This window comes from Nostoc sp. T09 (assembly GCF_002154695.1).
Lineage (GTDB): Bacteria > Cyanobacteriota > Cyanobacteriia > Cyanobacteriales > Nostocaceae > Aulosira.
The window spans coordinates 18,767-45,669 of record NZ_MTAV01000047.1; the positions used below are offsets into that span (position 1 = coordinate 18,767).

20 protein-coding genes are annotated in these 26,903 nt (G+C 41.6%); 8 read left to right on the top strand and 12 right to left on the bottom strand.

The features are described from left to right. Positions 1 to 612: 612 nt before the first annotated feature. The 3 genes from BV372_RS11930 to BV372_RS11940 all read left to right on the top strand — a co-directional run bounded on the left by BV372_RS11930 (position 613) and on the right by BV372_RS11940 (position 5,344). Positions 613 to 1,842, top strand: a complete 1,230-nt coding sequence (locus tag BV372_RS11930; RefSeq protein WP_143845074.1) for a restriction endonuclease — start codon at positions 613 to 615, stop codon at positions 1,840 to 1,842. Positions 1,843 to 2,006: 164 nt separating this feature from the next. Further along, complete coding sequence (locus BV372_RS11935) at positions 2,007 to 4,562, top strand: penicillin acylase family protein (protein WP_086686724.1); 2,556 nt, start codon at positions 2,007 to 2,009, stop codon at positions 4,560 to 4,562. 347 nt (positions 4,563 to 4,909) lie between these two features. Beyond that, positions 4,910 to 5,344 (top strand): hypothetical protein, encoded by a 435-nt coding sequence (locus BV372_RS11940; protein WP_306298969.1) that lies wholly within the window; start codon positions 4,910 to 4,912, stop codon positions 5,342 to 5,344. A 3-nt stretch (positions 5,345 to 5,347) separates the two neighbouring features. Here BV372_RS11940 and BV372_RS11945 read toward each other — a convergent pair whose 3' ends face one another. Together BV372_RS11945 and BV372_RS11950 are read right to left on the bottom strand one after the other, a co-directional pair. Continuing rightward, a complete protein-coding gene (locus BV372_RS11945; RefSeq protein WP_086686726.1) occupies positions 5,348 to 6,031 on the bottom strand; it encodes a class I SAM-dependent methyltransferase in 684 nt (227 codons plus the stop codon). A 3-nt stretch (positions 6,032 to 6,034) separates the two neighbouring features. Next, positions 6,035 to 6,367, bottom strand: coding sequence for a low molecular weight protein tyrosine phosphatase family protein (locus tag BV372_RS11950; protein ID WP_086686727.1), 333 nt, complete (start codon positions 6,365 to 6,367; stop codon positions 6,035 to 6,037). Positions 6,368 to 6,945: 578 nt separating this feature from the next. Between BV372_RS11950 and BV372_RS11955 the strand changes: the two genes are divergently transcribed. The 4 genes from BV372_RS11955 (at position 6,946) to BV372_RS35160 (ending at position 9,190) form a co-directional block, all read left to right on the top strand. Continuing rightward, a complete protein-coding gene (locus BV372_RS11955; RefSeq protein WP_086686728.1) occupies positions 6,946 to 7,914 on the top strand; it encodes a sodium-dependent bicarbonate transport family permease in 969 nt (322 codons plus the stop codon). A gap of 4 nt (positions 7,915 to 7,918) precedes the next feature. Continuing rightward, complete coding sequence (locus BV372_RS11960) at positions 7,919 to 8,230, top strand: P-II family nitrogen regulator (RefSeq protein WP_086686729.1); 312 nt, start codon at positions 7,919 to 7,921, stop codon at positions 8,228 to 8,230. Between the two features lie 16 nt (positions 8,231 to 8,246). After that, positions 8,247 to 8,960 carry a carbonic anhydrase gene (locus BV372_RS11965; protein WP_086686730.1) on the top strand — a complete coding sequence of 238 codons (714 nt, stop codon included), beginning with the start codon at positions 8,247 to 8,249 and terminating at the stop codon, positions 8,958 to 8,960. A gap of 83 nt (positions 8,961 to 9,043) precedes the next feature. Then, entirely contained in the window at positions 9,044 to 9,190 is a 147-nt protein-coding gene (locus BV372_RS35160) for a hypothetical protein (protein WP_218776706.1), read from the top strand. Here BV372_RS35160 and BV372_RS11970 read toward each other — a convergent pair. The 9 genes from BV372_RS11970 to surE all read right to left on the bottom strand — a co-directional run bounded on the left by BV372_RS11970 (position 9,169) and on the right by surE (position 23,818). Then, complete coding sequence (locus BV372_RS11970; RefSeq protein WP_086686731.1) at positions 9,169 to 11,025, bottom strand: NACHT domain-containing NTPase; 1,857 nt, start codon at positions 11,023 to 11,025, stop codon at positions 9,169 to 9,171. The two genes, BV372_RS35160 and BV372_RS11970, sit on opposite strands and share 22 nt — an antisense overlap. 50 nt (positions 11,026 to 11,075) lie before the next feature. Beyond that, complete coding sequence (locus tag BV372_RS11975) at positions 11,076 to 11,576, bottom strand: hypothetical protein (RefSeq protein WP_086686732.1); 501 nt, start codon at positions 11,574 to 11,576, stop codon at positions 11,076 to 11,078. Between the two features lie 764 nt (positions 11,577 to 12,340). After that, positions 12,341 to 15,133 (bottom strand): preprotein translocase subunit SecA, encoded by a 2,793-nt coding sequence (gene secA / locus BV372_RS11980; RefSeq protein WP_086686733.1) that lies wholly within the window; start codon positions 15,131 to 15,133, stop codon positions 12,341 to 12,343. Between the two features lie 271 nt (positions 15,134 to 15,404). Then, entirely contained in the window at positions 15,405 to 17,165 is a 1,761-nt protein-coding gene (gene ltrA, locus BV372_RS11985) for a group II intron reverse transcriptase/maturase (RefSeq protein WP_306298970.1), read from the bottom strand. A gap of 775 nt (positions 17,166 to 17,940) precedes the next feature. Further along, positions 17,941 to 18,498 carry a diheme cytochrome c gene (locus BV372_RS11990; RefSeq protein ID WP_086686734.1) on the bottom strand — a complete coding sequence of 186 codons (558 nt, stop codon included), beginning with the start codon at positions 18,496 to 18,498 and terminating at the stop codon, positions 17,941 to 17,943. 692 nt (positions 18,499 to 19,190) lie between these two features. Continuing rightward, the gene (locus tag BV372_RS11995) at positions 19,191 to 20,099 is read right to left on the bottom strand and encodes a MoxR family ATPase (protein WP_086686735.1); all 909 of its coding nucleotides are present in this window, start codon (positions 20,097 to 20,099) and stop codon (positions 19,191 to 19,193) included. A gap of 93 nt (positions 20,100 to 20,192) precedes the next feature. Continuing rightward, positions 20,193 to 21,338, bottom strand: a complete 1,146-nt coding sequence (locus BV372_RS12000) for a bifunctional riboflavin kinase/FAD synthetase (RefSeq protein WP_086686736.1) — start codon at positions 21,336 to 21,338, stop codon at positions 20,193 to 20,195. Positions 21,339 to 21,829: 491 nt separating this feature from the next. Continuing rightward, positions 21,830 to 22,726: an MBL fold metallo-hydrolase gene (locus tag BV372_RS12010; RefSeq protein ID WP_179198061.1), complete on the bottom strand. Its 897-nt coding sequence runs from the start codon at positions 22,724 to 22,726 to the stop codon at positions 21,830 to 21,832. Between the two features lie 294 nt (positions 22,727 to 23,020). After that, a complete protein-coding gene (gene surE, locus BV372_RS12015; protein ID WP_086686739.1) occupies positions 23,021 to 23,818 on the bottom strand; it encodes a 5'/3'-nucleotidase SurE in 798 nt (265 codons plus the stop codon). 373 nt (positions 23,819 to 24,191) lie between these two features. On the opposite strand from surE, the gene pheS reads away from it, so the two are divergent. After that, positions 24,192 to 25,184: a phenylalanine--tRNA ligase subunit alpha gene (gene pheS, locus BV372_RS12020; RefSeq protein WP_086686740.1), complete on the top strand. Its 993-nt coding sequence runs from the start codon at positions 24,192 to 24,194 to the stop codon at positions 25,182 to 25,184. A 236-nt stretch (positions 25,185 to 25,420) separates the two neighbouring features. Here pheS and BV372_RS12025 read toward each other — a convergent pair whose 3' ends face one another. Further along, complete coding sequence (locus tag BV372_RS12025) at positions 25,421 to 26,866, bottom strand: ATP-dependent DNA helicase RecQ (RefSeq protein WP_086686741.1); 1,446 nt, start codon at positions 26,864 to 26,866, stop codon at positions 25,421 to 25,423. Positions 26,867 to 26,903: the final 37 nt, after the last annotated feature.

Genomic DNA, 26,903 nt, shown 5'->3' on the forward strand with positions numbered 1-26,903 from the left:
GATTAAAATACCTACAATTCTTCTAGAGTGCGTTACGCTTCTAACGCAGCGGAAATCTGGGATTGTGGTTACGCCACCATACTTCGCCACCTAACTATCTCAAGTTTTGCATTTTATTTACTCCACGTTTCTGAGCAAATCGATTAATATATAGTTTTTTCCAAAATGGATACAAAACTATATCCTCTTTTTTCAATCTTTACATTTGTTTAAAAGTAGCTTCTAATGCACTAACATCTCACCCGAAGGTGTAAACTCCTTTTTGAACTATTGAATTTTTAATATTTATGGAGTTAGAAAATTTACATAAAGCTATCTTGTTTTTACGGTTAAAAGATTTTGAAATACTGGTGGCGATCACTATCAGCATTTATTATGGGGGTACAAGCATCTAAATTTTTATTGCAACATGGTTGCTCAGTTATGTCTCAGAAATTATTACTGAAAGTACTGAGCTTTTAATACCAGTAACATACTGAGTGATTTAGTATATAAGCTAGTATTGCTATCTACAAGCAGAACACAGGGAATTAGTTTAGGTAGCTTGATAATCAAAGGAATTTTAACTTTTAGTTGTAAAGCTTTTGTATAAAATATTGGGAGTTATTCAAAATGTCACGTAGAAGCAGACCATCTGGTTTGATGAAAGATACTGCTAAAAAAGTTGCTCGTGCGCAAAGGCAGGCTTCAATTCAAATGAAACTTGCTACCCCTGAAAACGAAAAAGCTTTACAGCAAAGGCAAAAGCAGACTAAGCATAATTACTTAGATCAACGTTGGGCTGATGTCGATGATATTAATGGGGAACTAGCAGAATGGATACATGAGTTGCAAACGCTCTTAGCGCATAGTCTCAAGGTGGAAGATACAATCTCATTTGAAGACTTGCGGATTCGGGAGACATTTCCTGCAATAGAAGTACCGCAGGAGTTATTAACAGCATCAAAACTGACACAATTTTACAAGCCGAAATCTCCTCCTCAGTGGCTCATCCGACTGCTGCCTTTTTTAGAAGAGCAATATATAAATAAGCTAAAAAAAGCAGAATTAGATTATCAAATTGCCAAGAAAAAAGATGAAGAAGCAGAAAATAGCCGTCAAGTAGCCCTAGAGCATCTTAAAGCAAATTATGAATGGAAAAAACATAGTTTTATTTTAGATATTAAAAAGCGTAACGCTGAGGTAGATGAGTTAGAAACAGCTTACGAAGAGGCGGAAGAATCTGCTGTAGCAATCTATAACGAGATGGTATTAGAACGCTCAGAATACCCATCCTTGGATGAGTACCAATACATCTCCTATACAAATCAAGACAAGGTAGTATTTCCCCAAGAATTCCAAGTAGCCTATGTACCTAAATCTAAACAATTAGTTATTGAGTATGAACTGCCTGCTGCTAAAATTATTCCAACAATAGCAGAGGTCAAATACGACCATAATAAAGATGAGATTCACGGCATAAGTAGAAAGCCAATCGAAATCGAGGAGTTATATCAAGATATAGTAGCTGCTATCACTTTGCGAACGATTAGCGAAGTTTTCGCAGCCGATCTAGCTCAACACCTAGATATAGTTGTATTTAATGGGTTTGTTCAAACAGTTGATTCCACTACAGGAAAGCATATTCGAACCTACTTAATATCCATCCGAGCTACAAAGGATAGTTTTAGCAGTATTAATTTCAGTAATATTGATAAACTAACTTGCCTGCGAAATTTGGGGGCACAGATGTCATCTTATCTGACTGCAATGCAACCTGTGCAACCAATTCTTGATTTTAAGATGATGGACGTGAAATCCGCACCACAGGAAAACATTCATTTAGCACGGGAGTCATCTTGACTAGTGTAGGCTAGGACTTACGCAAAATAATGAAAAAACAAACCACAGTCCTCACTCACCCTTTGATCAAAAACCTACATTTGTAAAAATTAGAGAGCTTCACAAGCGTACTCCAAGCAGTACAATGTCCGGTGGTTTGATTTACAATGCCACAACCTACGTAAATGAGAAGATCCCGGAAAGTTTGGTTGCCCAAGGCACTAAAAAATCTCGTCATTGTCATACTAGTGTTGGGTTTATCACTAGCGGGATTTGGCACCTATACTGTGCGGCAATCCTTTCCTGTAGAAAATGGGGCGATCGCTCTTTCTGGATTGAAGGCTGAGGTAAACGTCCAGCGCGATCGCTGGGGAGTTCCCCACATTTACGCAGCTAACTCCCACGATCTGTTCATGGCGCAAGGCTATATCCACGCCCAAGATCGCTTTTGGCAAATGGATTTTTGGCGACACATCGGTTCTGGGCGGCTCTCAGAAATGTTTGGTTCTTCCCAACTAGCAACTGACAAGTATTTGCGGACAATGGGTTGGGCAAGGGTAGCGCAGCAAGAAATCACACAAGTTAATGCAGAGATGAAGGCATATCTGGAAGCCTATGCTGAAGGAGTAAATGCTTATCTGGCAGGGCATCAAGGCAGCGCCTTAAGTCTGGAATATGCTGTATTAAAATTGCTCAATCCTAGGTATAAACCAGAACCTTGGCAAATGCTGCACTCCCTAACTTGGGGTAAGGTCATGGCTTACGACTTGAGCAGAAACTTCGAGCGCGAAATTGAACGTACCATTCTGCTCAAAACCCTAAACCTGGCTCAGGTGGAGGAACTTTTTCCACCATATCCCCAAGACTTACCAGTGATTTTACCCGACCTGCAAACAAGGAAAACAGGAGAGCAGAAGAATTTTGACGAAACAGAATTGATTGCCTCTAGTATTCAGGAAGCAAACGCGGCAATTACCCCAGCCTTGGAATCAATTACCAAACCAATGCTGGCATTGCAAGAATTAATCGGTTCTAGGGGAATTGGTATTGGCTCGAATAACTGGGTAATCTCTGGAAAACGCACGACTACAGGTAAGCCAATATTAGCCAACGATCCGCACCTAGCTGTACAAATGCCTTCTATTTGGTATGAGGTTGGTCTGTACTGTACACCCAAGAATGAGGAATGTCCCTACAATGTGACAGGTTTTTCCTTTGCTGGAATGCTGGGAGTAATTATCGGTCATAGCGATCGCATTGCTTGGGGTGTAACCAATGTTGAACCAGATGTCATGGATTTATACATTGAGAAAATCAACCCAGATAACCCCAACCAGTATGAGGTCAATGGTAAATGGGTGGATATGCAACTTGTGAAAGAGACGATTCAAGTTGTTGGGAGTCAGCCAATTATCCAAACAGTGCGTTACACCAGACACGGCCCCATTCTTTCTGATGTCTCACCCAAGTTACAGCAGTTCCCAGTAAATCACGGGCTAGAAATCCCACCGAAATACGCTGTTGCCTTGCGTTGGACAGCCTTAGAACCTGCAACCTTGGGATATGCTATTCCCTTACTGAATCGTGCCCAAAACTGGCAAGAGTTCCGCATGGCGGCGAAGAACTTTGATGTTCCTGCCCAGAACTTAGTTTATGCTGACATTGATGGCAACATTGGCTACCAGATGCCTGGTAAATTACCAATTCGCTCTCAAGGGAATGGGCGTTATCCTGTTCCCGGTTGGACGGATGAATACGAGTGGCAAGGCTATATTGACTTTGAGCAGTTACCCAAAAGTTTTAATCCACCTCAAGGTTACATTGCTACCGCTAATAATTTAGTACAAAATCGATATCCTTATTTGATTACTACAGACTGGGTTTATGGCTACCGCGCACAGCGCATTGTCGAGATGATTTCACAGCCAAATCAACCTCTATCTTTGGTAGATGTGCAGTCGATGCAGGGGGATAACCGGAATTTGAATGCTCAAACCCTTTTACCACTATTTGAAACTATCTCTCTGGATAGCCTACGTTTGCAAGCAGCTAAAAAATTACTACTAAATTGGAATTTGCAGCTAGGAATGCGATCGCCTGCGGCTGCCCTATTTGAAGTATTCTGGAAACATTTGCTAGCAGATACTTTTCACGATCAGTTACCTAGAGAGTACTTTCCCGATGGTGGCGATCGCTGGTATGAGGTAGTAAAAAATCTCGTCAAACAGCCAAATAGTAGCTGGTGGGATAACCACAAAACCCCCAATGTTGAGAACCGCAACCAAATCCTGCGACAAGCTTTTACAGAAGCCGTTGATGAACTCGAACGGATTCAAGGCAAAAACCCGAAATCCTGGAACTGGGGTAAGTTACATACCATTACATTTCGCAATGGTACTTTAGGTAAATCTGGGGTGGCAGCAATTGAAGCTTTATTTAATCGTGGTGCCTTTCCCACTGCTGGTAATGGCGAAACCGTGAACGCTAATCGTTGGCAAGCAAACAAATCTTTCGAGGTAACTGATATTCCTTCCCTGCGGATGATTGTAGATTTAAAAAATCTTGATAATTCAGTAGCAATTCATACACCTGGCCAATCAGGTCATGCCTTCCATGTTCACTACACAGATATGATTGACCCTTGGCGCAAAATTGAATATCACCCCATGCTTTGGGAAAAGCAGACTGTGAATAGTAACACTGCTGCTTCACTAAAGTTAATTCCCAAATTAGGTACTTAATGGACAGTTCAAAACTGAAAATCAATCCAAGATTGTTCGTTTCTATGTATATTTAATTGTCTTAATTTTTTTGATTTGTAGCATACAGTTTTAAACTGCTATAGCAATTTTAAATGAGTTGTGAAATTACTCGTTGAGTCAGGAAGCAGGAAAGAAGGATCTACAAATGTACTTTTTTTTCACAAATAAAATAGGACTGCTATATATTCAAAACTTATGTAAATTTAGACGGGAATAAATTAGTATAACTTAATACTCTTTATGAAGAGTATGGAGTATAACGTATCATGACCAATCCTAACTCTGGATTTTGCAGAATATAGTCGAGACAATAAAAAATGCAACGTATGATTAAACAAAGTATTATAATTTCCGGAACTGCTGCGATCGCATTACTATTTGCAGGTTGTGGAGAGAGTAAGGTTGCTCAATGTAACAAAATAGTTAAGGTAGCAAATCAGGCAGTTACAGTAGGTCAAGATTTTGGCAAAAATCCTAATCCTCAAAAAGGTTCTAAAGCTTTGACTGAAGTAGCGGCGAAAATAGACACAATTACGGCAGACATGAAAGGGATAGAAGTCAAAGATGAAAAATTACAGGGCTATCAAGGGCGCTTTCTCACCCTCTATCAAAGTACTAGCAAGGGGTTGAAAGATACAGCTACAGCCATAGATAAAAAGAATTTAAAATCTGCAAATGGCGCTTTGGCATCTCTGAAAAAAAATAGTAGTGAAGAAACTAAACTAGTCAATGAAATTAATAGTTACTGCTCTGGGAAATGATAGTTAAATAGTCGCTCGTCGCCCACCAAATACTGCAAAACTAAAATTTTTGTACCAGCAATCAATGTCTTGAAACCCTGCTGCTTCTAGCCAATTAATTTGAATATCAAGAGTTGCCATGCGGTCATATTCCATACGTTTTTGTGCAGCTTTTAACTCCTCATTAGAAATACCTTGAGCATAAACAGAATTCAACCACTGTTGGCGATAGAGTTTTTCTAAATCAGGAGTTTTTCCTAAAACTTGATCGGCGTTAACAAACATTCCTCCAGGATTCAGAACTTTGTAAATTTGCTGATAAAGACGTTCCTTGTCAGCATTAGATAGATGGTGAATTGATAAAGCAGAAATCACCAGATCGTAGGGACCAGCTATATCAGTCTCAACGTAGTCACCTATGAGAATTCTGGGTGATTTACCCATTTTGCTAAATCGAGACTTGGCTTTTTCTAACATCTCAGCTGCTAAGTCCAGCAAAGTGAATTCTGCATTAGGAAAGACTGCTTGAACCATACCTGCATAAAGTCCAGTTCCAGCACCCAAATCCAAAACTTTCAATGGTGCAGTGTAAGATTCTGGTATGATTTCAACTGCTGTTTTATAAAAATCATCAAAACAAGGAATCAGGATGCGGCGTAAGCGATCGTAATCTGCCGCAGCAGTATTAAAAGCTTCTTGAATATCCATCGTTTAATTTTTAATCTGTAATAAAGGTAGCACCTTCTGCTTTAACAATTTAATTAAAGCTGGCTCCATATACTCATATTCATCTGGAATATTCAAACATATAACTCGCTTATCTTTGAGAAAGGGCTGAAAATTTTTTGCTAGCTTCTGTTTATGGGACTTTTCCATCACAAAAATTACATCAGCCCATGCAATTGCTTCTGTTGAAACTGGTACTTCCGCATAGCGATCCAAACCTGCTGAATCTGTTTCCAGCCCTTCATATTCAGAAAATACAACCTCAGCGGTAGGGCTTCGCAGTCTATTTTGGCTACATACAAATAAAATTTTCTTCATTAATTAGCATTTGAAACCACAAAATTGAAGTTTCTGAACTTGAGCGATCGCACTTATTTCTACACTGCAATATACATTTTATTTACCATAGTTAATATATATATTACAACCAGATATTTTAGATAAATTAACTCATTTTAAACCCGGGTATTCTCCATACTTAATCATCCTTCTCTAATTAAACTCTAAAAAATAAATATTAGAACTGAACATTTGTAATCGTATTTATGAATAGTCTTTTTTCTTTGTTTTCCCAAGAAATGATGCAACTGCTATAGCACATCAGGCTCCACAATTTTATTGCCTTTTTTGGGTATTTGTTGAATTAAAGCATCACACTCAGGTTTGTATGGTTGCTTAAAAGCTTACTTTGCGATTTGTTTCTTGGTTTTAGACCAACTGATAGTATCCATTCGCAATGTCAGTCTGAAGTTTATACGGTTATCTTAGCTCGCTCCATGTTTACAACCAATTGACATGGGGTAGCAATACACGATACATCATGAGTCAATCGTTAAATTGTTTAAGATGCCAAATTTCTTTAATTGCCAGTTTCATCAGCATAAGGAGGGATGTATATGGATAGTAGTTTAATCGTATCCAACTTCCTAAATCCGCCAGTCCTGTTTTTCTTTCTTGGGATGACTGCTGTTTTTGTCAAGTCCGATTTAGAAATACCTGCCCCTGTACCCAAACTTTTCTCGCTTTATCTGCTGTTTGCGATTGGCTTTAAAGGCGGGGTAGAATTGATTAAAAGTGGCATTACTCAAGAAGTTGTTCTGACGCTCTTGGCAGCGATGTTGATGGCTTGTTTTGTCCCAATTTACACCTTTTTCATCCTGAAACTCAAGCTTGATACTTATGATGCTGCCGCGATCGCCGCAACTTACGGTTCTATCAGTGCTGTCACCTTCATCACCGCTAGTGCCTTTTTAACTGAGATTGGTATTCCTTTTGATGGCTACATGGTAGCAGCCCTTGCCTTGATGGAATCTCCAGCCATCATTGTTGGTCTAATCCTGGTGAATATATTTACGGTAGATGAGAAGCGGGATTTTTCTTGGGCGGAAGTGTTAAAAGAAGCATTTCTCAATAGTTCCGTCTTTCTTCTAGTTGGTAGCCTCGTGATTGGCTTTGTAACAGGAGAACATGGTTGGCAAGTTTTAGAACCCTTTACTCAGGGGTTATTTTATGGCGTTCTCACCTTCTTTTTACTCGATATGGGACTGGTCGCTGCCAGAAGAATTAAAGACTTGCAAAAAACCGGAGTTTTCCTGATCTCATTTGCCATACTAATTCCAATAGTCAATGCAGTTCTGGGGTTGCTGCTTGCTAAATTTATTGGTGTGCCTAAGGGAGATTCGCTTTTGTTCGCTGTACTATGTGCCAGTGCCTCTTACATCGCTGTCCCCGCAGCTATGCGGATGACTGTTCCAGAAGCAAACCCTAGCTTGTACGTTTCTACCGCCCTGGCAGTGACATTCCCGTTCAATATTATTGTAGGAATTCCGTTATATCTGTACGGAATCAACCTATTTTGGAGGTAATAATATGCATTTAGTTAAAAAGATAGAAATTATTGCCAACTCGTTTGAACTTGCCAAAATTTTAGATACTTTGGACAAGTCAGGTGTACATGGTCATGCTGTAATCCGAGGTGTTGCTGGTAAAGGATTACGAGGTATGGCAGAAGATTTAGACATGACAATGCTCGATAATGTATACATCATCGCGTTTTGTATGCCAGAGGAAATTAAGCCTGTTGTCGAAAACATTAGACCACTGCTCAACAAATTTGGAGGAACCTGTTACATCTCTGATGTAATGGAGATTCGCTCTATGAAATGTGTAGCGTCGTTGTAAGAGTCGCATAAATCTCATGAAGCATTCTATCGAGCGTCGTGACTTTTTGAAGTTGGGCATCACAGGGGGATTTGGACTGATGGTAACTGCCAGCGATTTACTCTGGCGAGTTAAACAGGCTAAAGCCGCAGCATTGCCTTCAGATACCCCCCAATCCCTCACCCCTGATGCCGCACTACAAAAGCTAATAGAGGGAAATCAGCGCTTTATCCAACATCAACCCCAATACCCAGATCAATCGGCAGCGCGGTTGCAGGAAGTTGCACAAGCTCAACATCCATTTGCAACCATCCTCAGTTGTGCAGACTCAAGGGTACCCGCAGAAATTGTTTTTGATCAAGGCATCGGAGATATATTTGATGTGCGGATTGCCGGCAATATTGCTACACCAGAAGCGCTTGGCAGTATTGAATATGCAGTTACCCTGTTAAACTCACCACTGCTGATGGTGCTGGGTCACGAGCGATGCGGAGCAGTCACCGCCGCAGTGCAAAAAGAAGAGCTGCTGGGTGATATTAGTACCTTTGTCAAAGCAATTAAGCCAGCTGTAGACAAGGTGAAGAATCAGCCAGGTGATGCAGTTGAAAATGCTGTGGTGGCAAATGTGCAATATCAAATTGAACAGTTAAAGCGATCGCGTCTCTTAACTGAACGCCTAAAGTCCGGTCAACTAAAAATCGTCGGAGGTCGTTACGACTTAGATACAGGAAAGGTTGGTATTATCACTTAGAAACCTAAACTAGCCGTCTGGTAAAGTGTTGAAGCATTAGAATTAATAGAACAACATTGTTCACTTGTTACCTCTCTTTACCCATGACGGCAACATTAATTCAAAGTCCCGATCGGGTTTTACTCAATAATATTAGCTGGCAGACTTATCAGTTTTTAGTCAAAGACTTTGAGCAAGAATTACACCCAAAACAGCATCAGCATATTTATCACCATCTCTTAATTAATTGAAGTTCAGCAAAATACTTTTGGAGTAGTGGGTAAATAAAACGATAAGATCCACCTACTCTTTCCATCAGCTGCTTTTGCCTAGTATGTTCAAGAAAATAACCATAATTCCAAGGAATATATTCATCATGAAAAAGAATAATGCGTAATACAAAATGTTGAATGCAAGCAATACCTGGAACAAAACCACCAATAAGTACACCTGCTAATCCAAAAAATTTTGCAAATTTCAAGCATAGACTAGGCTTGATAATTAAACCGATCAACCAGCCAGTTAGACCCAAAAATAAACCAAATACTATAGCAAAAATTATAGCGAATTTTGCTGATCTTTTAATACCTTCATTTATAGATAACTTATTATCTATATTATCTGAGCCTCCTAATTGCCTTACAAAAGCTCCAAGTGGTATTCCAACTAATCCCCCAACTAATCCATTCATTAATAGGGCTTTAAAGTGTTCTAATTTAAACAATAAATTCATTTGATAATTATTTCTAGTATCAATATTTGTGACGTTAGAGATTGTCCCAAAAATTATACCTTCACTTAGACCGACACATCGTAACCCATCTTTCCAGCTTTGCTCTCTAGATTTCATAGTAGGCCATTTAAAAACCTCAACTGGACTAATTTCTCTAAAACTAATAATTAGCGCACCTATCAAAGCACCAAATACTATACCTAATACACTGTGATGCAATATACTTCTCAGTCCCTGAACTAAACCACTGAGCAGTCCAATAATTAGCCCAACCATTAATCCTACTGCAATACCATATTTTAATCTTTCAGATCTATCTTGCAACCAAGTAGGCTGCATATCTTCAATCGAAAAATAAATATTAGAATCTTGAGTTAATCTTTTAGCCAACCAGATTAACATATATTTAGCTTTTTCTTCAGTTAGTTGCTGACCTGGAGATTCTGAATTTATTTCTTCTACTAGAAATTTTAATTTCTGGCTGACATAGTCCCTAAACAATGCTCTACTTATTTCTAGTTCTGAATTAAAATTTTTATATTTAGTAATTGCTATTTCCTGAACTATATATATCGAAATTAAAAAACTCAACATCAAAGGTGAGTTTTTTATCAAATTTAATAATTGAGTGCTTTGTCCAATAATATCTACTATTTCTTGGCATCCTACTTTTATCAAATATTTTTCAATTTGTATTTGCTGCAAAGGTTGTAAATAGACTGCACCATTGAGATGAAGCTTTGAAGAAAAATCTATTTTTTCATATGCCAGTCTACGGCTGCATACAACTAAGTGCTTTGGTTTATATTCTCCTTGAATAAAAATATTGATTGCCTTTACACAGCGTTGCTGATTTAGTGGTTGCATTTCATCTAGACCATCAAGTAAAAGCAACAGTTTTTGATTTTTAATCCACTGTAATCCAGTTTCTACAGCAACGCCATAAATCCTATTTAGTTCATTTAGCAGCCATTTAAGGAAGCTTTTTTCATATTGTTTATCGGCTTTTCTTTCTTTACTTCCTTTCCAAGATGACAGTTCAAAATAAGCTGGTATAGGATAACTAGAATCACCTTTAGCACGAATAATTAGTTCACTAGCCAATTGCATTAAAGTTGTGGTTTTTCCAGATCCTGGCTCACCCAAAATTAACAACCAACCTGCAATATCTGCCCGATCAAAAACTGTTACAATATTCACGTCTTCAGGCAGCTTACGCTTGTGCCTATAGCTTCCTTTATAATCCTCATCTCCAAGTGGTCGAACCTGGTCTGGTTGTTCTTCCATTGGCAAATTTATTGACTCATTATTATATAACAAATTGATCTTATGACGTGCGACTTTTGCAGTCATCTGTTTTAATACTTCACTCCGCTTACCTTCTTGATTTGTTTTTGGGCTAATTAGTTTTTTTTTAGCGCACCTTTAAATAGTGTTTTGATAGGCTGAAATGCTCTTCTTAATGAACTTTCTGTATCCAGTTCTAACTCGTAAGACAAAATTCCAGGTATGAGAGGCAAAGCTAACTTCGCTTTAGCCATAGCAGGTGTTCCTGGTTGGTTTAGTTTATCTCGAATTTCCAGTAGTAACTCCATGAAGTCATCAGGATAGTTCACATTCAGCTTTTTCTTAATCAGTTCAACTTCCCGCACAACTTGAACAATACTATTACGTGCATCTACTTCTTCCACACTACACAATTGTGCCTCTTGAGCCAGGAGATTCCAGTACTCAACCTCATACTTACGGAGTTCTGGTAAAATCTGTTCCCGAATACGTTGTTTGATTGCAGTTTTGTCAAAGGTGTTTGTCGTCATGGCGAGATCCATTTCCGCTTCACCAAGTGTCTCATATCGCAACTGTAAGATTTTTTCTAATTGAGTCAATCTGCTGCTTGGAGACATTCGCACCTAACTCCTACAAAATTAAATTATTATCGTTTTTAAAAGTAGGGGTAAATAGCAGTTTTACAGTAATTTACGCTAAGGGTAAAACTCTTACTGACCAATCATTCGGTAAATCGCTATTGTTTGCGCTCATTTACCCCAAAGTGAAAACTTTATTGTTATTTTATCGGTAATATCACTTAAATCTGTTTTGGTTTCGTTTTTTGTAACAAATAAAGAGAGTAGGGGACTTTTTAAAAGGCTGATTTTAGCTTTGTTTTGACAGCCAGAGCCGACTTAGCAAGAAAGTTTCTCGCTAATAGCTTCTACAATGCTGTTGTTTCATGGCTCTCAAGTAACACCCTCAACAGCTTCTGATACTAATTTGAAGAATGATCACTACAGATGTAGCGACTATCACATTATTTTTTTGAATTAACGGGACTTAGGCAAAAAACACCAATCAAATAGCCTCAAACATATATTTCAATTGGCTTTGACATCGTTTTGATTGGTTTGTTGGTATATCTGGATTTCAGAGGTTTTTAGACATTTGGTATATTTCCCTGACCCCGCGAGGGCTTGAGACTTATTTCTTTCTCAAAAATGTTTAAGTCCCGTTAATATTAGTAGTTTTTACCTGTTTAATTTAGGTATATCCTTTAAAAGCAAAAAGCAGTCAAGAAGTCTGAAAAAGTTAGACTTCTTGACTGCTTTTTCTATATGTATCCGCTATTTTACAGGCTGGTTACATCAGATATTCAACATCTGCTGCTTCAGTGTCAAACCATTTCTGATGATGTTTGCACTACTGGCTGCGGCTGCGGCTGGAACATGAACAGGGAGTAAACTACATCTCGGCGGATGTTGACCATCATATCCAAGAAGAGTTCGTAACCTTCGCTCTTGTACTCAATCAGCGGGTCTTTTTGACCGTAACCACGCAATCCTACTGATTCACGCAAGGCATCCATTTGTTGCAGGTGTTCCCGCCACAAAGTATCAATCCGTTGCAAGATAAAGAAGCGTTCGGCTTGCCGCATTAATCCAGGCTGAATTTGATCGATCTGGGCTTCCTTGATGTCATAGGCAATTCTTACCTGTTCATGAAGGAAGGCTTTAATCTCGGCTACTGCCATATCTTCTAACTGATTTGCCTGCATGTCTCCCAACAGATAGACAAATTCTTTGACTTTATCCACCAACTTTTCTAGTTCCCACTCTTCTGAGGGTAGATCTACGTTGATGTAGTAGTCAACGATCTCATCCATCGTTTTTTCGGCGTAGGTAATTACCTGCTCTTTCAAGTCCTGACCTTCTAGCACCCGGCGGCGTTCGGCGTAGATAGCGCGACGCTGATTGTTCATCACTTCGTCGTACTCAAACACCTGCTTACGGATGTCGTAGTAGTAGGTTTCAACTTTTTTCTGTGCGCCTTCCAAACTGCGGGTAAGCATCCCCGATTCGATGGGCATATCTTCTTCAACGTTGAAGGCATTCATTAACCCAGCAACGCGATCGCCACCAAAAATCCGTAGTAAGTTATCCTCTAAACTTAGGAAGAATCTCGTTGAACCAGGGTCGCCTTGTCGTCCAGCCCGTCCGCGTAATTGGTTGTCAATCCGTCGCGATTCGTGGCGTTCTGTACCAATAACGTGCAAACCGCCTAATTCTACTACTTCTTCGTGTTCGCGAGTGGTGAATTGTTCGTATTCCTGCTTGATCTGTTTATAAGCTGCCCGCAATCTTTGAATTACAGGGTCATCAATGGGGCCTTTTTCGGCTGCTACAGCTATTTTTTCTTCTGCTTCTAATTCGGGTAAACTACGTTCGCCATACTCACGCACCGCCAATTCCACTGCTTCTTTCAATTGTTGCTCTGTCTGTTTGGTCAACTGAGTGGGGAAAATTTCTGGCGAAGCTTTCCAAGTTTTCACTTTTTTGCCAGGGACAAAGCCTTGACCACCACTAGTTCCAGTTGGCAGGCCAGCAGCTCTTTGGATACCAAAAGTATCCTCATCTTCTGGCTGGACAATCCGAGGCATAAAATATTCCCGCAATTTTAGACGGGCCATGTATTCTGAGTTACCACCGAGGATGATATCAGTACCTCTACCAGCCATGTTCGTGGCGATGGTTACAGCGCCTCTGCGTCCTGCTTGAGCGACAATCTCTGCCTCACGTTCTACGTTTTCTGGTCGGGCGTTGAGCAACTCGTGGGGAATCTCCATCTCCTTGAGCAACTCGCTCAGATACTCAGATTTTTCCACACTTGTGGTGCCCACCAGCACAGGTCTGCCCAGTTCATGCATTTCTGCACATTCGCGCGCGATCGCCTTCCATTTGCCTGGTTCTGTCTTAAAGACCATATCAGACAGGTCTTGGCGTCTTCTGATTTGGTTGGTGGGAATTATCGTTACTTCAAGTTTGTAAATTTTTTCAAACTCTGCTTCTTCTGTTTTTGCTGTTCCCGTCATCCCACCCAATTTGGGATAGAGCAAGAACAAGTTTTGATAGGTAATCGTCGCGAGAGTTTGAGTTTCTGGCTGAATTTCTACGTGTTCTTTGGCTTCAATTGCCTGGTGTAGCCCATCACTCCAACGTCTTCCTGGGAGCACTCGACCAGTAAATTCATCTACAATCACCACTTCTCCGTTGCGGACGATGTAGTTTACGTCCTTGAGGAAGAGTTCTTTAGCTTTAATCGCATTGAACACAAAATGCGCCCAAGGATCTTCTGGGTCAAATAAATCTGTTACACCCAAAAGCTCTTCCGCTTCTGCAAAGCCTTCATCTGTTAACAGTACGTTACGAGCTTTTTCATCCACCTCGTAATGCTCATCTTTTTTCAAAGTGAATGCGATTTCGGCAGCTTGCAGATATTTTTCTGTCGGTCTTTCTACCTGTCCTGAAATAATTAGCGGTGTCCGCGCCTCATCAACTAAAATTGAGTCTACTTCGTCTATGACGCAGTAATTAAATGGGCGTTGCACCACATCTGCCATTGATGTGGCCATATTATCCCGCAGGTAATCAAAACCGACCTCGCTATTAGTAACATAAGTAATATCACAGTCGTAATTTTTCTGGCGTTCACTGGGAATCATGCTCGCCTGAATTAGCCCCACGCTCAATCCCAAGAAACGATGCACCTGTCCCATCCATTCCGCGTCCCGACGAGCCAGGTAATCGTTTACGGTAACAACGTGTACACCTTTACCAGTCAAGGCATTTAGATAACTCGGCAATGTCGCAACTAGGGTTTTACCTTCCCCTGTCTTCATTTCAGCGATTTGCCCAGTGTGCAGAATAATACCACCCAACATCTGTACATCAAAGTGCCGCAAGCCTAAGACTCGCCTTCCTGCTTCCCGAACTACTGCAAAAGCTTCCGGCAGGATATCATCTAAGGTTTCACCTTTGGCAAGCCGCTGTTTAAACTCTCCTGTTTTGCCTTTTAACTCCTCATCGGAAAGAGCTTTAATTTCGTCCTCTAAGAGGTTAATTTCCGTAGTGTAAGGTTGGTATTTTTTAAGTTTACGAGCGTTGGGATCGCCCAACAAGTTCTTTAGCATGGCAGGTTATGGCACTAAATAAAGGGGGATGGAAATTAAAGTTTCGGCATAGATTATAAAAATTTAACCCAACCCAGCCCTCTTGGTTGTTGATGGGTATGAAATGAAAATTAACTCACAAACAGCAAAAAGGCTGGCCAATCAGTTTACTAAATGATTGGTTTTATTTCATATCTTATGTTGTCGGGTAAGGCAGGGGCATTTCTGCCCCTTTCCCCCCTAAGAACCGTGCTTACAAGTTTCCAAGTACACGGCTCAAGCAAGTCAATAGCTACCATATTAATACTTCCTCTGATTGGGAGGAGTGTTTCGTATGGTTGGAATGGATTTGTTGATGGCAGTAGTAATGCACCAATTGTAGATTGGCAAGATTATTTTTGCCGTTCTGGTGTCGGGGGGTGATGTGGTGTCGGTGAAGAGTTTCACCATTAAATAGGGATTCATGACACACTGGGCAGAGATAGTCTTGTTTTTTTGCTATCTTTTGGTTGCTGGGTTCTAGAGTTTGGGATTTACTCTTCTCTCTTTCAACCCAGTATTGCCTTAGTTCCGGGTCATCGGGTGAGGATGTACCTTTTACTAGGGTGTGTCTTTTAATATTGAACCAATTAAATTTCAACAGGTGTTTATTGGATGCTTTGTCACCAAATACCCAATTGTCCATCCTGTCTAGGTTCAATCTTCCCCAGTATCTTTTCTCCCGCCACTTGTCTGATTTATTTGGGTGCATTCTTTTGGTGTATCTTCTTTCCCTGATATACATCCAGTGGTCAAGACTACTGAATGCTTCTGTGGACACCCCTATGCGGAGATAATTAGCTATTCCCCTGATAATGGGGTTTAGTTTGTCTACCAGGTAATCAACGCTCTGGCTTTTATTTTCCAGCCATACATACCTGATTTTGTTCCGCACATTCTGCATGGTTTGTTTACTGGGTTTTATCAGTAACTTAAATCCTGTCAGGGTGTTGGATACGGGGTATTGTCTGACGTTAAAACCAAGAAAATCGAAGCCTTGTGTAAGGTGGACGATTTTTGTTTTCTCATCAGAGAGGGCAAGACCTCTGTCTTTCATCCATTTATTTAGGATGGTTACTGACTTTTCTGCATCTTCTTTAGTTTCGCAGAATACTACAAAGTCATCAGCATATCGGACAATAGCGCGTTTACCTGTTAGTTCGCCTCTATTATTGTGTTTTATGCCTAGAGCTTTTTCCAGTCCATGCAGGGCTATATTGGCTAAAAGTGGACTGATGATTCCGCCTTGGGGAGTTCCAGTTTCGGTTTCATAAAAAGTCCCTTTATCCACGTATCCCGCCTTTAACCATAAGTTGATTAATTTCCTTGCTGGGAAATTACCTATGATTTTAATTAGGGGTTCATGGGCAATGTTATCAAAACAACCCTTTATATCCGCATCAACTACCCACTTTTTCGTCTTATTGGGACGCGCAATGTTGTATATTTTTCCTATTGCGTCGTGGGCACTTCTACCGGGTCGAAAACCGTAGCTACTGCCTTCAAATTTGGATTCCCAGTAGGGTTCCAATGCGTTTTTTACAATCGCCTGTAGGCATCGGTCTATTATGCTTGGTATTCCAAGGGGTCGTTTCTTGCCATTAGCCTTGGGGATATACACCCTCCGGGTAGGGTAGGGTTTCCAGGGGATGAATTTTGTTAGTATATCTACTAATAATCCTCTGGCTGCTGGTGTTTTTATCACCAATTTATCCACACCTGGAGTGTTTTTGCCCTGGTTGATTTGCGTCACTCTTCTTACCGAGATAAGGATGTTTGAGTAGCTTCGCATTAACAACCTTTGCAGATTGCGAACCAGTTTCAACTTCCCAGACCTTGTAGCCTTGAATATTCTTAGTCTCAATCGCCTGACTACTTTATTGACTTTGCGCCAATTGACACAATTCCATTGGGTAGTTCTCTCAGTTACGTTCGCATTCCTTACGGACTGCATCCAACTTTTCCTTTTGAGTTCGGTAATTTTACATCGGTATTCAAGAGACTCACCTGCCATACGTCAGCACCCTTTCGGGTTGGGTATTACCCTATCTGTCCGGTTATTTATTCCCGTTGCCTTTCGGATGACAGCATTCGCTTTTTATGGCATCCTTTTCCCACTGGGAAATTCGGGTTGGATTACTCCTTTGCTTACTAGTGCCATAGGTCTAGGCTCTAGATCCCATTGGGCTTACTTCGTTCCACACGTATGAGATGCGATTGGATTAGGTACTCTCTATATTCCGGGGAATTTGGTGTCCTAGCATTGACCAGTCCAGGGGTCATTGCCTTTTGCCTAGCAAATAAGCGTTTCCTAGGTCTTTTCCCATCACTGTCGTTGTACCAATTGATTGGTTCTAGCCACTTACAACAGCCTGAATATAACGGAACCTCAATGAGAGTTCATTTTCATTTACCTTACCAATCTTCCTCTTGCCTCCTCCCGAATGTGGTTATCAGGAACGGTTGGGCTTTTCTCTTTAGCTTTGAGATAAGGTAATTACTTACCTAACCCCTTTGAGATGAGGACAAGCGTTGGACACTCGCTTGTAAATATCCTTCGGAATCGGTGCATTAATCATGCTTTATTTAAAACCTTATCCAGTAGAGATATTTAACTCATTACGTGCGACATCGAATCGCACTGGACTTTATTCATAGTATCATTTCACCCCCAGCTGGGGCAGAGAACGCCGACCATGCTCAAGTAGCAATTTCCGCCATTTAGGGAGCAAGGGAGGCAGAGCAATACAAGCAAGTATATTCTTCCTTGTCTTACTGCCCTCATCCCTTCACGGCGAGTTCTCCGATTCTGGACTCAAGCGACGAAAATTGTAGTCACTTGCGCTGGGATGACAGCTAACACAACTACTTATCTGAACAGGGCGTGGTAGCTTAACTTTTGGATGCAAAGCTTTGAAATAACGCGAGTTGTTGATGCGATAGGGTGTTTCTTCGTCTTTTCGTTGGGAACGGGAGAAAGTTTGGATATACTTCCAAACCAAGATGCGCGGTGGATCAACTAGAGGCTGTAGCTGTGCGCCGTAGTGCTGCGTGTCTTCCAAGAGATTTTTCCAAGTTTGGGTAGGTAAAACTGCTGGCGGTAAAGCTATATGACAAGTTGAGCAGTTTTCCAAATATAATTCCTGCCCCAGTTTATATTGGGCAGGCACTACATCAACGGTGCCAATTTCCGCGTTAGAGATAGCACCTTGGGCGTTGCTAGCTAGGGCTAAAAGCCAACCCATAGCCAGACTCCACACCAAAATTATCAACAGCAAACCGAAAGGTTGGCGTTTGAATTTGCTATCGCTTTTAGGGCGAGATCTACGCTTCACAAGATTTGACATTCCTCACATTCCCAAATTCTTAGATCTAGCACTGACATCACTGACATTGAATTATCAGTAATTATTGTGCGACGCTCAAATTTTTGCTTATGTTCTCTCTGTATGAGAGATATAGATGATTGAGCAATCTGAGTTACTGCTATTAGAAAAATAGCCATGCAATATCATCTTAAATCCTTCACCCTGTTTACTTTAATATTTTCTTTAATTTGTCCTCTAAGATTTTGCACATCGCTACTCATACCGTATTTGTACCAGGACGCTAGAATGATTCTTATTTAATATTCAATACTGGTGAAAAGTTACTAATTCCTAAAATTGATAATTTAGAAGACTTAAGAGATCTACATTTAGTAATGCTATCTGCTTGTGACACAGTACTCGGTCAAACTGCAAAAGACGGTATAGAAATTACCGTGTTTTAGCTTTTATTTTCTCAACCAAGAAAAGCTCAAGCCCTGCGTCAAGCGTAACTAAGTTTGCTGCATAGCAACAATTCCTTAACCGTAAATGTTGATAGAGGTGGAATTAATGTTAAACCATTACCAGGCGCAGCTACAACACCAAAAAGGAAACTTACTGACTATACCCATCCATGATTATTGGGCATCGTTCATTTTGATTGGCAATGAGTGTAATTTAACTTAAATCAAAAACTTTTCGTAGTGAGGACTGTAGTCCTCATGACAAACTTAGGGAATGGGAACCGATCGCAATAATCGCTCTACAACACTTCTAGCACTACGACCGCCCCTAGCGATGAGGCGATGGCAAAGAACGTGAGGGACGAGAAACTTCACATCATCGGGAATGGCGTAATCACGCCCTAAAATAAAAGCTAGTGCTTGGGTAGCTTTTTGTAAGGATACTGTACCGCGAGGACTAACACCAAGAGAAATTTCTTCATCCTGCCTTGTAGCCCGTACCAATTCTAAAATGTACTGTTGCAAAGAAGTTTCTACTCTTACCTGAGAGCAGAGTTGGCGCAATTGAGCTACTTCTGCCAAAGTAATGCAAGGGTGCAACTCATCAACTTTGATACCATGTGCCAGGTTTTGCAGCATTTGCAGTTCGTCTGTCTCCGAAGGATAGCCCAAACTCAAGGACAGCATAAACCGATCCATCTGCGCTTCTGGTAGAGGAAAAGTGCCTTGATACTCAATCGGGTTCTGGGTAGCAATCACAAAGAAAGGCGTGGGAACAGCACGAGAGACGCCATCAACTGTTACCTGATGTTCTTCCATCACTTCTAGCAAAGCTGACTGAGTACGGGGTGTAGCGCGATTGATTTCGTCAGCTAGCAGCACATTGGCAAATATTGGACCAGGGAGAAAGCTAAATTCGCCGCTTTTTGGGTTCCAAATGTTAGTACCAGTAATATCAGTAGGCAGTAAGTCAGGGGTACATTGTAGCCGTTGGAACTTACCATCAACTGAACGAGCTAAGGACTTAGCGAGGAGGGTTTTACCCACACCAGGAACATCTTCTAGTAAAGCATGACCACCGCCTAAAAGAGCGACTAGCACCAAACGTATTGCTTCGGTTTTACCAACGATGGTACGAGACAGGTTTTGTGTTAGAGCGTCAATTTTTTCTCTCATGCACCGTGGGATTGGGGAATTGGGGTTAGGGGTTAGGGACAATTTCCTAGTCCCTAGTCCCCTTTAGTGTTCCCAATCACTGCTCAGAACTCATCACTCAGAAAGCAAAACTTCTTTAGCGACAGTACAATCAAGTTGAATTTGCGTTTTCAGAGCTTCTAGAGAAGAAAATTTTTGTTCGGGTCGTAAAAATTGTACTATCTGCACAGCCAGCTTTTTGCCATACAAATCTCCAGACCAATCGAACAGATGGACTTCCACAGATGTATCAGTACCATCGACTGTGGGACGGTTACCTATATTCATCACTCCCAATTGGGGGTGAGCAACATCTGGTGTTTCATCGAGAATAAAAACACGGACAGCATAAACACCTAAGCGCGGCAAAAACTTATCTTTTGGTAGTTGGATGTTGGCCGTGGGAAAGCCAATAGTTCTGCCAAGTTGTTTACCTTGAACCACAACACCAAAGAGAGTATAAGGGCGTCCTAGGAGAAGATTTGCGCTTTTGATATCCCCATTTTCTAGTGTTTGGCGGATCAGTGAAGTGCTAATTGGTGGCTCTTGAGTTGGTGGAATGTTGAGACAATTACTGTCTGCTGGCAAGTTACCACTACCTGTATAGGTTTCTAAGGCAACGATTGTTACAGGGATATGATACTTTGCGGCGAGTAATTGTAAATCCTTTGCTGTACCAGTGCGCTGTTTGCCAAAACAAAAATCTTGCCCAACACTAAGTTGCTGACATCGCAGTTGCTGCACGAGAATCTTTTCAACGAACTCTTCTGGTGATAAAGCAGATAATTCCTTATCAAAGGGCAATAGTACCAGCTGTTCTATTCCCAGCGATCGCAATTTTTCAACTTTTTCATCAAGTGGAGTTAACAAAGCACGGGGTTGTCCCGAAAAAAACTCCTGTGGATGGGGATGAAAAGTGACAACAGTTGAGTATGTATGCTCGTGTGTTGATGTTGTGGGGTTTCCTTGTTGGGGTGTTGGAGTAGTGGAGTCAGAGGGTGAGAGTTCTAGTAAATTCTTCTCATCTGCAACCAACTTTTGCTCGCCCAAAGCAGTCTCTGGGACTTGTCTTTTTGCCTGCTGTAAAACCGGTTGAATTACTCTTTGATGACCAAGATGCACACCATCAAATTTGCCAAGAGCAACAGCAGTTGGCGTTAGCAGCCCTTCTGTCGAAGAAGCAACCCACACAGAACACCCATTTGGAGACAAATTTAGCACGTGGATTCTGGGATTTTAGGTTTATTTAGCTATCAGCCTCAAGCTACCCTATGGGTAACCGCCTAGAGGAGGACACGCCTGACGAACGGGCTACGACTTCACTGATCATGAAGCTGGAGCCTTTTCGGCTCTGACCCTAACATTTTGTGCCATCAGCCGAGGTGTTTACACTACCCCTTTAGCTATTAGCCAAAGCATACCCCACGGGAAGTCGCAAGCGAGGGCGTCTTGTGCTGTCGCTTGACTGCTCGTTGCTGAGTCCAGAGAACCCCACACCAAAGCCAAAAAGGCTCTAGCTGTAAATTTTGGGTTTTGCGGTATTTTACCCGCTCGGCCCCAATAGAGGCAGTCTCCGGGCATTTACGCTACCCTGGCGAACTCGCAAAGCGTGTCCTCCAGTTTTCGCAGTTTACCCCAAAGGTAACCTCTCCCGCTGAGAGCTTCTGATCACCAATCTAATCTAAAATCTACCATCGCTTCGACTGCAACGTTTACACTGAAAAGTTGCTCACAGGACAAGATTCTGAAAAAGAAACAGAAACAGGAATATTGAGTACCATTCCTTCCCTGGCCATGATTGCATTCGGAAATTGCTCAACCGCTTGTTTACCTATACCATCCAAAAAATCATCATTGTGTGCGGGGTCATGGTGAAAAATTACCAGAGTCTTGACTTTAGCGGCTATAGCTACCTTAACAGCTTCTTGCCAAGTAGAATGTCCCCAACCAATTCTGGGCGTTGTTGGAGAATGATACTCGTCATTAGTATAGGTAGAATCGTAGATCAGGATGTCAGCATTACGAGCTAGCCAGAGGACATTTTCATCCAAGCGATCAGGAAAATGTTCAGTATCGGTAATATAGGCAGCAGCACCATCACGCCAGTTAATTCGATATCCTACAGCTTCACCTGGATGGTTGAGTGGTGCTGTTTCTACGATAATGTCATTTATGTGTATTGCCTGCCCTGCGGTGATGTCACAAAAATTCAAGTTTGCCTGCATAATTTGCAAAGGCACAGGAAAATTTGGGTGAAGCATTTGGTCATTGAGACGCTGTTCGATTGTGGAACCATCAGGAGCAATTGCGCCGTAAATCTTAAAATTGTTCCCCTTGATAAACCCCGGAGCAAAGAACGGAAATCCTTGCATGTGGTCCCAGTGGGAGTGGGTGAAGAATATATGACCTTCTATCGGCATTTGGTGCAATAAAGATTGCCCCAAAACATGTAGCCCGGTTCCACCATCGAAAATTAAGCGTTTACCGCCCACTTGCATTGCAATGCAAGGGGTATTACCGCCATAACGCACGGTGTGTGGTCCTGGACTGGGGATGCTGCCGCGAACGCCCCAAAATTGCACGGTAAATTGGTTATCTAACCTAGACATGGGTGTTGCTTGCTGGACTGAGCGGGCGATCAATAAAACAAATTGTTACTTATTTTTATTCAGTTTATGCGGTCTCACCATTTTGGTAGAAGAGAATTTCTTGGTAAAACAGCATACCCTTTTTAAGGCTAGTTTTGTAAACCTGAGTGAGATATTACTAAGCACAAGCCTTAAGTTGTTTGGGCTTAAGTTTAGCAGTGGGATCAAGAGCGTTTCTACTTTATAGCCTAAATTTGGCGATCATGTATTTAACTACCTCCAGAGTTTCAAAGTTTTCTTTAGATAACAAAGTTTTCACGGAAATTTAAATTCCCACTCCGACAATTGAGTAATTCCACTTGCGTAGGTGAGATTGTATTGTAATGGCGTTATGCTAATGTAGTTTTTACGGATAACATGCACGTCTATAGGTATGTTTTGAGGTAAATTTAAGCCTTCGGGCGCTTCTACATCCTCCAAAACTTCACCAGTTAACCAGTAGTAGGTTTTACCACGAGGATCAACTCGCTTGTCAAAAACATCAACGTAGCGCCGCACTCCCTGACGAGTGATTGTAACTCCAGCAATTTCTTCCCACTGTACTGGGGGAATATTGACATTGAGCAACATCAACTCTGGCAGGGGTTTTGCTGCCAGTTGTGCTACTAAAATTTGGGCAAAGCGAGCAGCAGCTTGAAAGTCTTTAGATGTATGACTGGCAAGACTCAAGGCGACGCTAGGAAGACCTTCAATTATACCTTCCATAGCAGCAGACACAGTTCCGGAATAAAGAATTTCAGTTCCCAAATTGGCACCTTGATTAATGCCAGAGAGCACCAAGTCGGGGGGTGATTCCAATAAAGCCCAAATTGCCAATTTCACACAGTCTGAGGGAGTGCCGTCGCAAGCCCAAGCTTTGACTGCGGGATGAAAAATGGACTCTACAATTTCCGCACGAATTGGTTGGTGTAAAGTTAATCCATGTCCAGTCGCCGATCGCTCTCGATCTGGGCAAACTACAGTCACATCATGACCTGCCTCTGCCAAGCTGTTGGCTAAGGTACGAATACCCAAGGCAGAAACTCCGTCATCATTGCTAATGAGTAATTTCATCGTTATTGGTTATTAGTCATGGGTCATTAGTCATTAGTGATTTGTTATCAGTCATTTGTCAATGTCAGGTGTCACAAGCCTAAGCAAAAAAAACATCCTCACACACCTAATCACCTCTAAACTGGTAAACAGAGGTTTGGTTTTGACCCTTGCCTTTGACCTGTTAAGGTCATATTACTAAGGTCACTGGTAATTTGTTCTCAATTGTGGGACTAATGACCAATAGACCTCTTGCAAAAATATATTTTTGCAAGAGGGGGGAAAGGGAAAAGGTTAAAGGGAAAGGGTTTTGAGTTCCTTTCCCCTTTTCCCCTTTCCCTTTTACCGACTTCTGCAAGAAGTCTAATGTCGAATGACTAATGATTAATAACTAATGACTAGCAATTTAGAGGCTCAACTTTTAGCACTACGGCAGGAAGGAGAAAAAGCGATCGCAGCCGCTGATACCTTAGAACGCCTTGAAGAACTCAGAGTCAGCTATCTGGGTAAGAAGGGGCAACTTGGGGCACTGTTGCGAAGTATGGGGCAGATGAGTGCAGAGGAACGCCCAAAAATTGGAGCGATCGCCAATACAGTTAAAGAATCCTTACAGAATAGTTTAGATAAGCAGCGCACTGCCCTAGAAGCGGCTCAAATTCAAGCCCAGTTAGAGGCTGAAACTTTGGATGTGACCATGCCGGGAATTTACAGCCCCCAAGGTCGTATCCACCCTCTAAATGGCATCATCGACCGGGCACTGGATATCTTTGTCGGTATGGGCTACACCGTGGCTCAAGGGCCAGAGATGGAAACAGATTACTACAATTTTGAGGCGCTGAATACTCCGCCTGACCACCCAGCCCGTGATATGCAGGATACTTTCTACCTGCCAGATGGCAATCTCCTCCGTACTCATACTTCTTCAGTGCAAATTCGTTACATGGAAACTGAGGAACCACCTATCCGGGTGGTTGCGCCAGGTCGAGTTTATCGTCGAGATAACGTAGATGCTACTCATTCAGCGGTTTTTCATCAAATAGAGCTTTTAGCTATTGATGAGGGACTGACGTTTACAGACCTCAAGGGTGCGATTAAAGTATTTTTACAAGCCATGTTTGGCGATCTGCCAATTCGCTTCCGTGCTAGTTATTTCCCTTTTACAGAACCCTCAGCTGAAGTCGATTTGCAGTGGAATGGGCGCTGGCTGGAGGTAATGGGTTGCGGTATGGTCGATCCAAATGTGCTGAAATCTGTCGGTTATGATCCAGAAGTTTATACTGGGTTTGCTGCTGGTTTTGGTGTCGAACGCTTTGCGATGGTTCTACATCAAATTGATGATATTCGTCGCTTGTACGCCAGCGATTTGCGGTTTTTACGGCAATTTTAGGCAAAAGTTAAAAGTCCAGAGTGATGTTAAGTTTTGGCTCTGGACGACCCTAAAAAGTCAGTATGCAAATAAAAGGATTGACTAAAAATAGACGAATCAAAGAGGCACAGAGAACACGCACAGAGGATAAATAGAGATTAGTGTTTAGAAATGACTAATGATAGTCTTCTCCTGTCGAAGACGCTGTGTGAACAAGAAAAAAGTGGAATATGTCAGCGTATTTGCTGATCGCATATCTATGACAAACAGCGATCGCAATGTCCACAACGCCAGTTAGCAGCTTCTTTGTCAAAACCAAAGGCGTTGAGCAGAAACTGCCAGCGGCACTGTTTGGTATGCAAATACTGATTCATTTGCTTGGCAGCTTGTAGTTGGGTTGCAGATTGCTTATCCACTCCTTGCTTAATGATGTAATGGAAAGGGTCAAGCCAGTTTAACTGACCGCTGCTGTGGAGTAAAGACAGTGCCATTGCGCCTTCGGGAAATTGTCGTGCGACTGTATTCACTTCTCCCTGTTTCGGCAGTTTTTTCGCCAATTCCTGTGCTATTTGCTGTTGCGATCGCATTTGTTCCTCAAAAAAATGTTGTCTTTGCTTATCCTCTGAATCTAACCACCCCGTAGGTTCACTTACCAAAGTCAGCGCTTCGGCTGGTTTACCATCTCTGCCGGCGCGTCCAATTTCTTGCACATATTCCGAAAGCAGCAGCGGCGCGTGAAAGTGAATTACCCAGCGCACATCAGGTTTATTTATCCCCATACCAAATGCACAGGTACAAACGACAAATGGCATCTTGCCACTTAACCAGCTTGCTTCCACAGCACGGCGTTCTTCTGCACCTAATCCTGCATGATAACTAGCTGTGGCATAACCCATCTCTGCTAACCATGCTGCTAACTTCTCACTATCTCGCCTAGTACGTACATATACTAATCCAGCTTGTTGCGGTCTATTTTGAATAAATTTAACTAATTTTTGCTTTCTACCCCTTGGAGTCCAAGCTATGCAGACGTTGAGATGCAGATTCGGACGGTAGGGATTGAGGCGATAAATATCGGGCTGTTGTAATTGTAAAACTGTAGAAATGATTTTTTGAGCTAAAGGGTCAGCAGTCGCCGTAAAGGCTGCAACGCTAATTTTTGTCCCTGGTGGTTTTGATTTAAGTAATGCCGAGCGCACTGCCCCTAATCTGCGATAAGCTGGTCGAAATGTCTCTCCCCACTGCACTAAACAATGAGCTTCATCCAAAATGATGCCGTTAATCTGCAATTGCGGCTCGCACAATCTTTCCCAAACTGGGGTACTCAGTAAAGTTTCTGGTGATAAATACAGTAATCTGAGTTTTTGTCTATCCAATGCTTGCAGAGTCAAGCGACGTTGGGATGCAGATAGTTCGCTATGTAATAGTGCTGCACTTAGGTTTAACTGACGTAGTTCTTGGACTTGGTTTTCCATCAGTGCCACTAACGGAGAAACTACTAAAGTTAATCCTGTTTGTAAAAGTGCGGGAAGTTGAAAACAAATCGACTTACCGCCACCTGTTGGCATAATAATCAGTGCATCTTTTTGCGACAATAAACTACTGACAATTTCTCCCTGTGGCGAACGAAAATCGTCGTAACCCCAAATTTTTTTAAAGGTAGCAAGAACTAAATTCCAAGATGTTGTTATTGGTTGATTCATAATTAATAGTAGATGTACCCCTATCCTTGCTGAATAT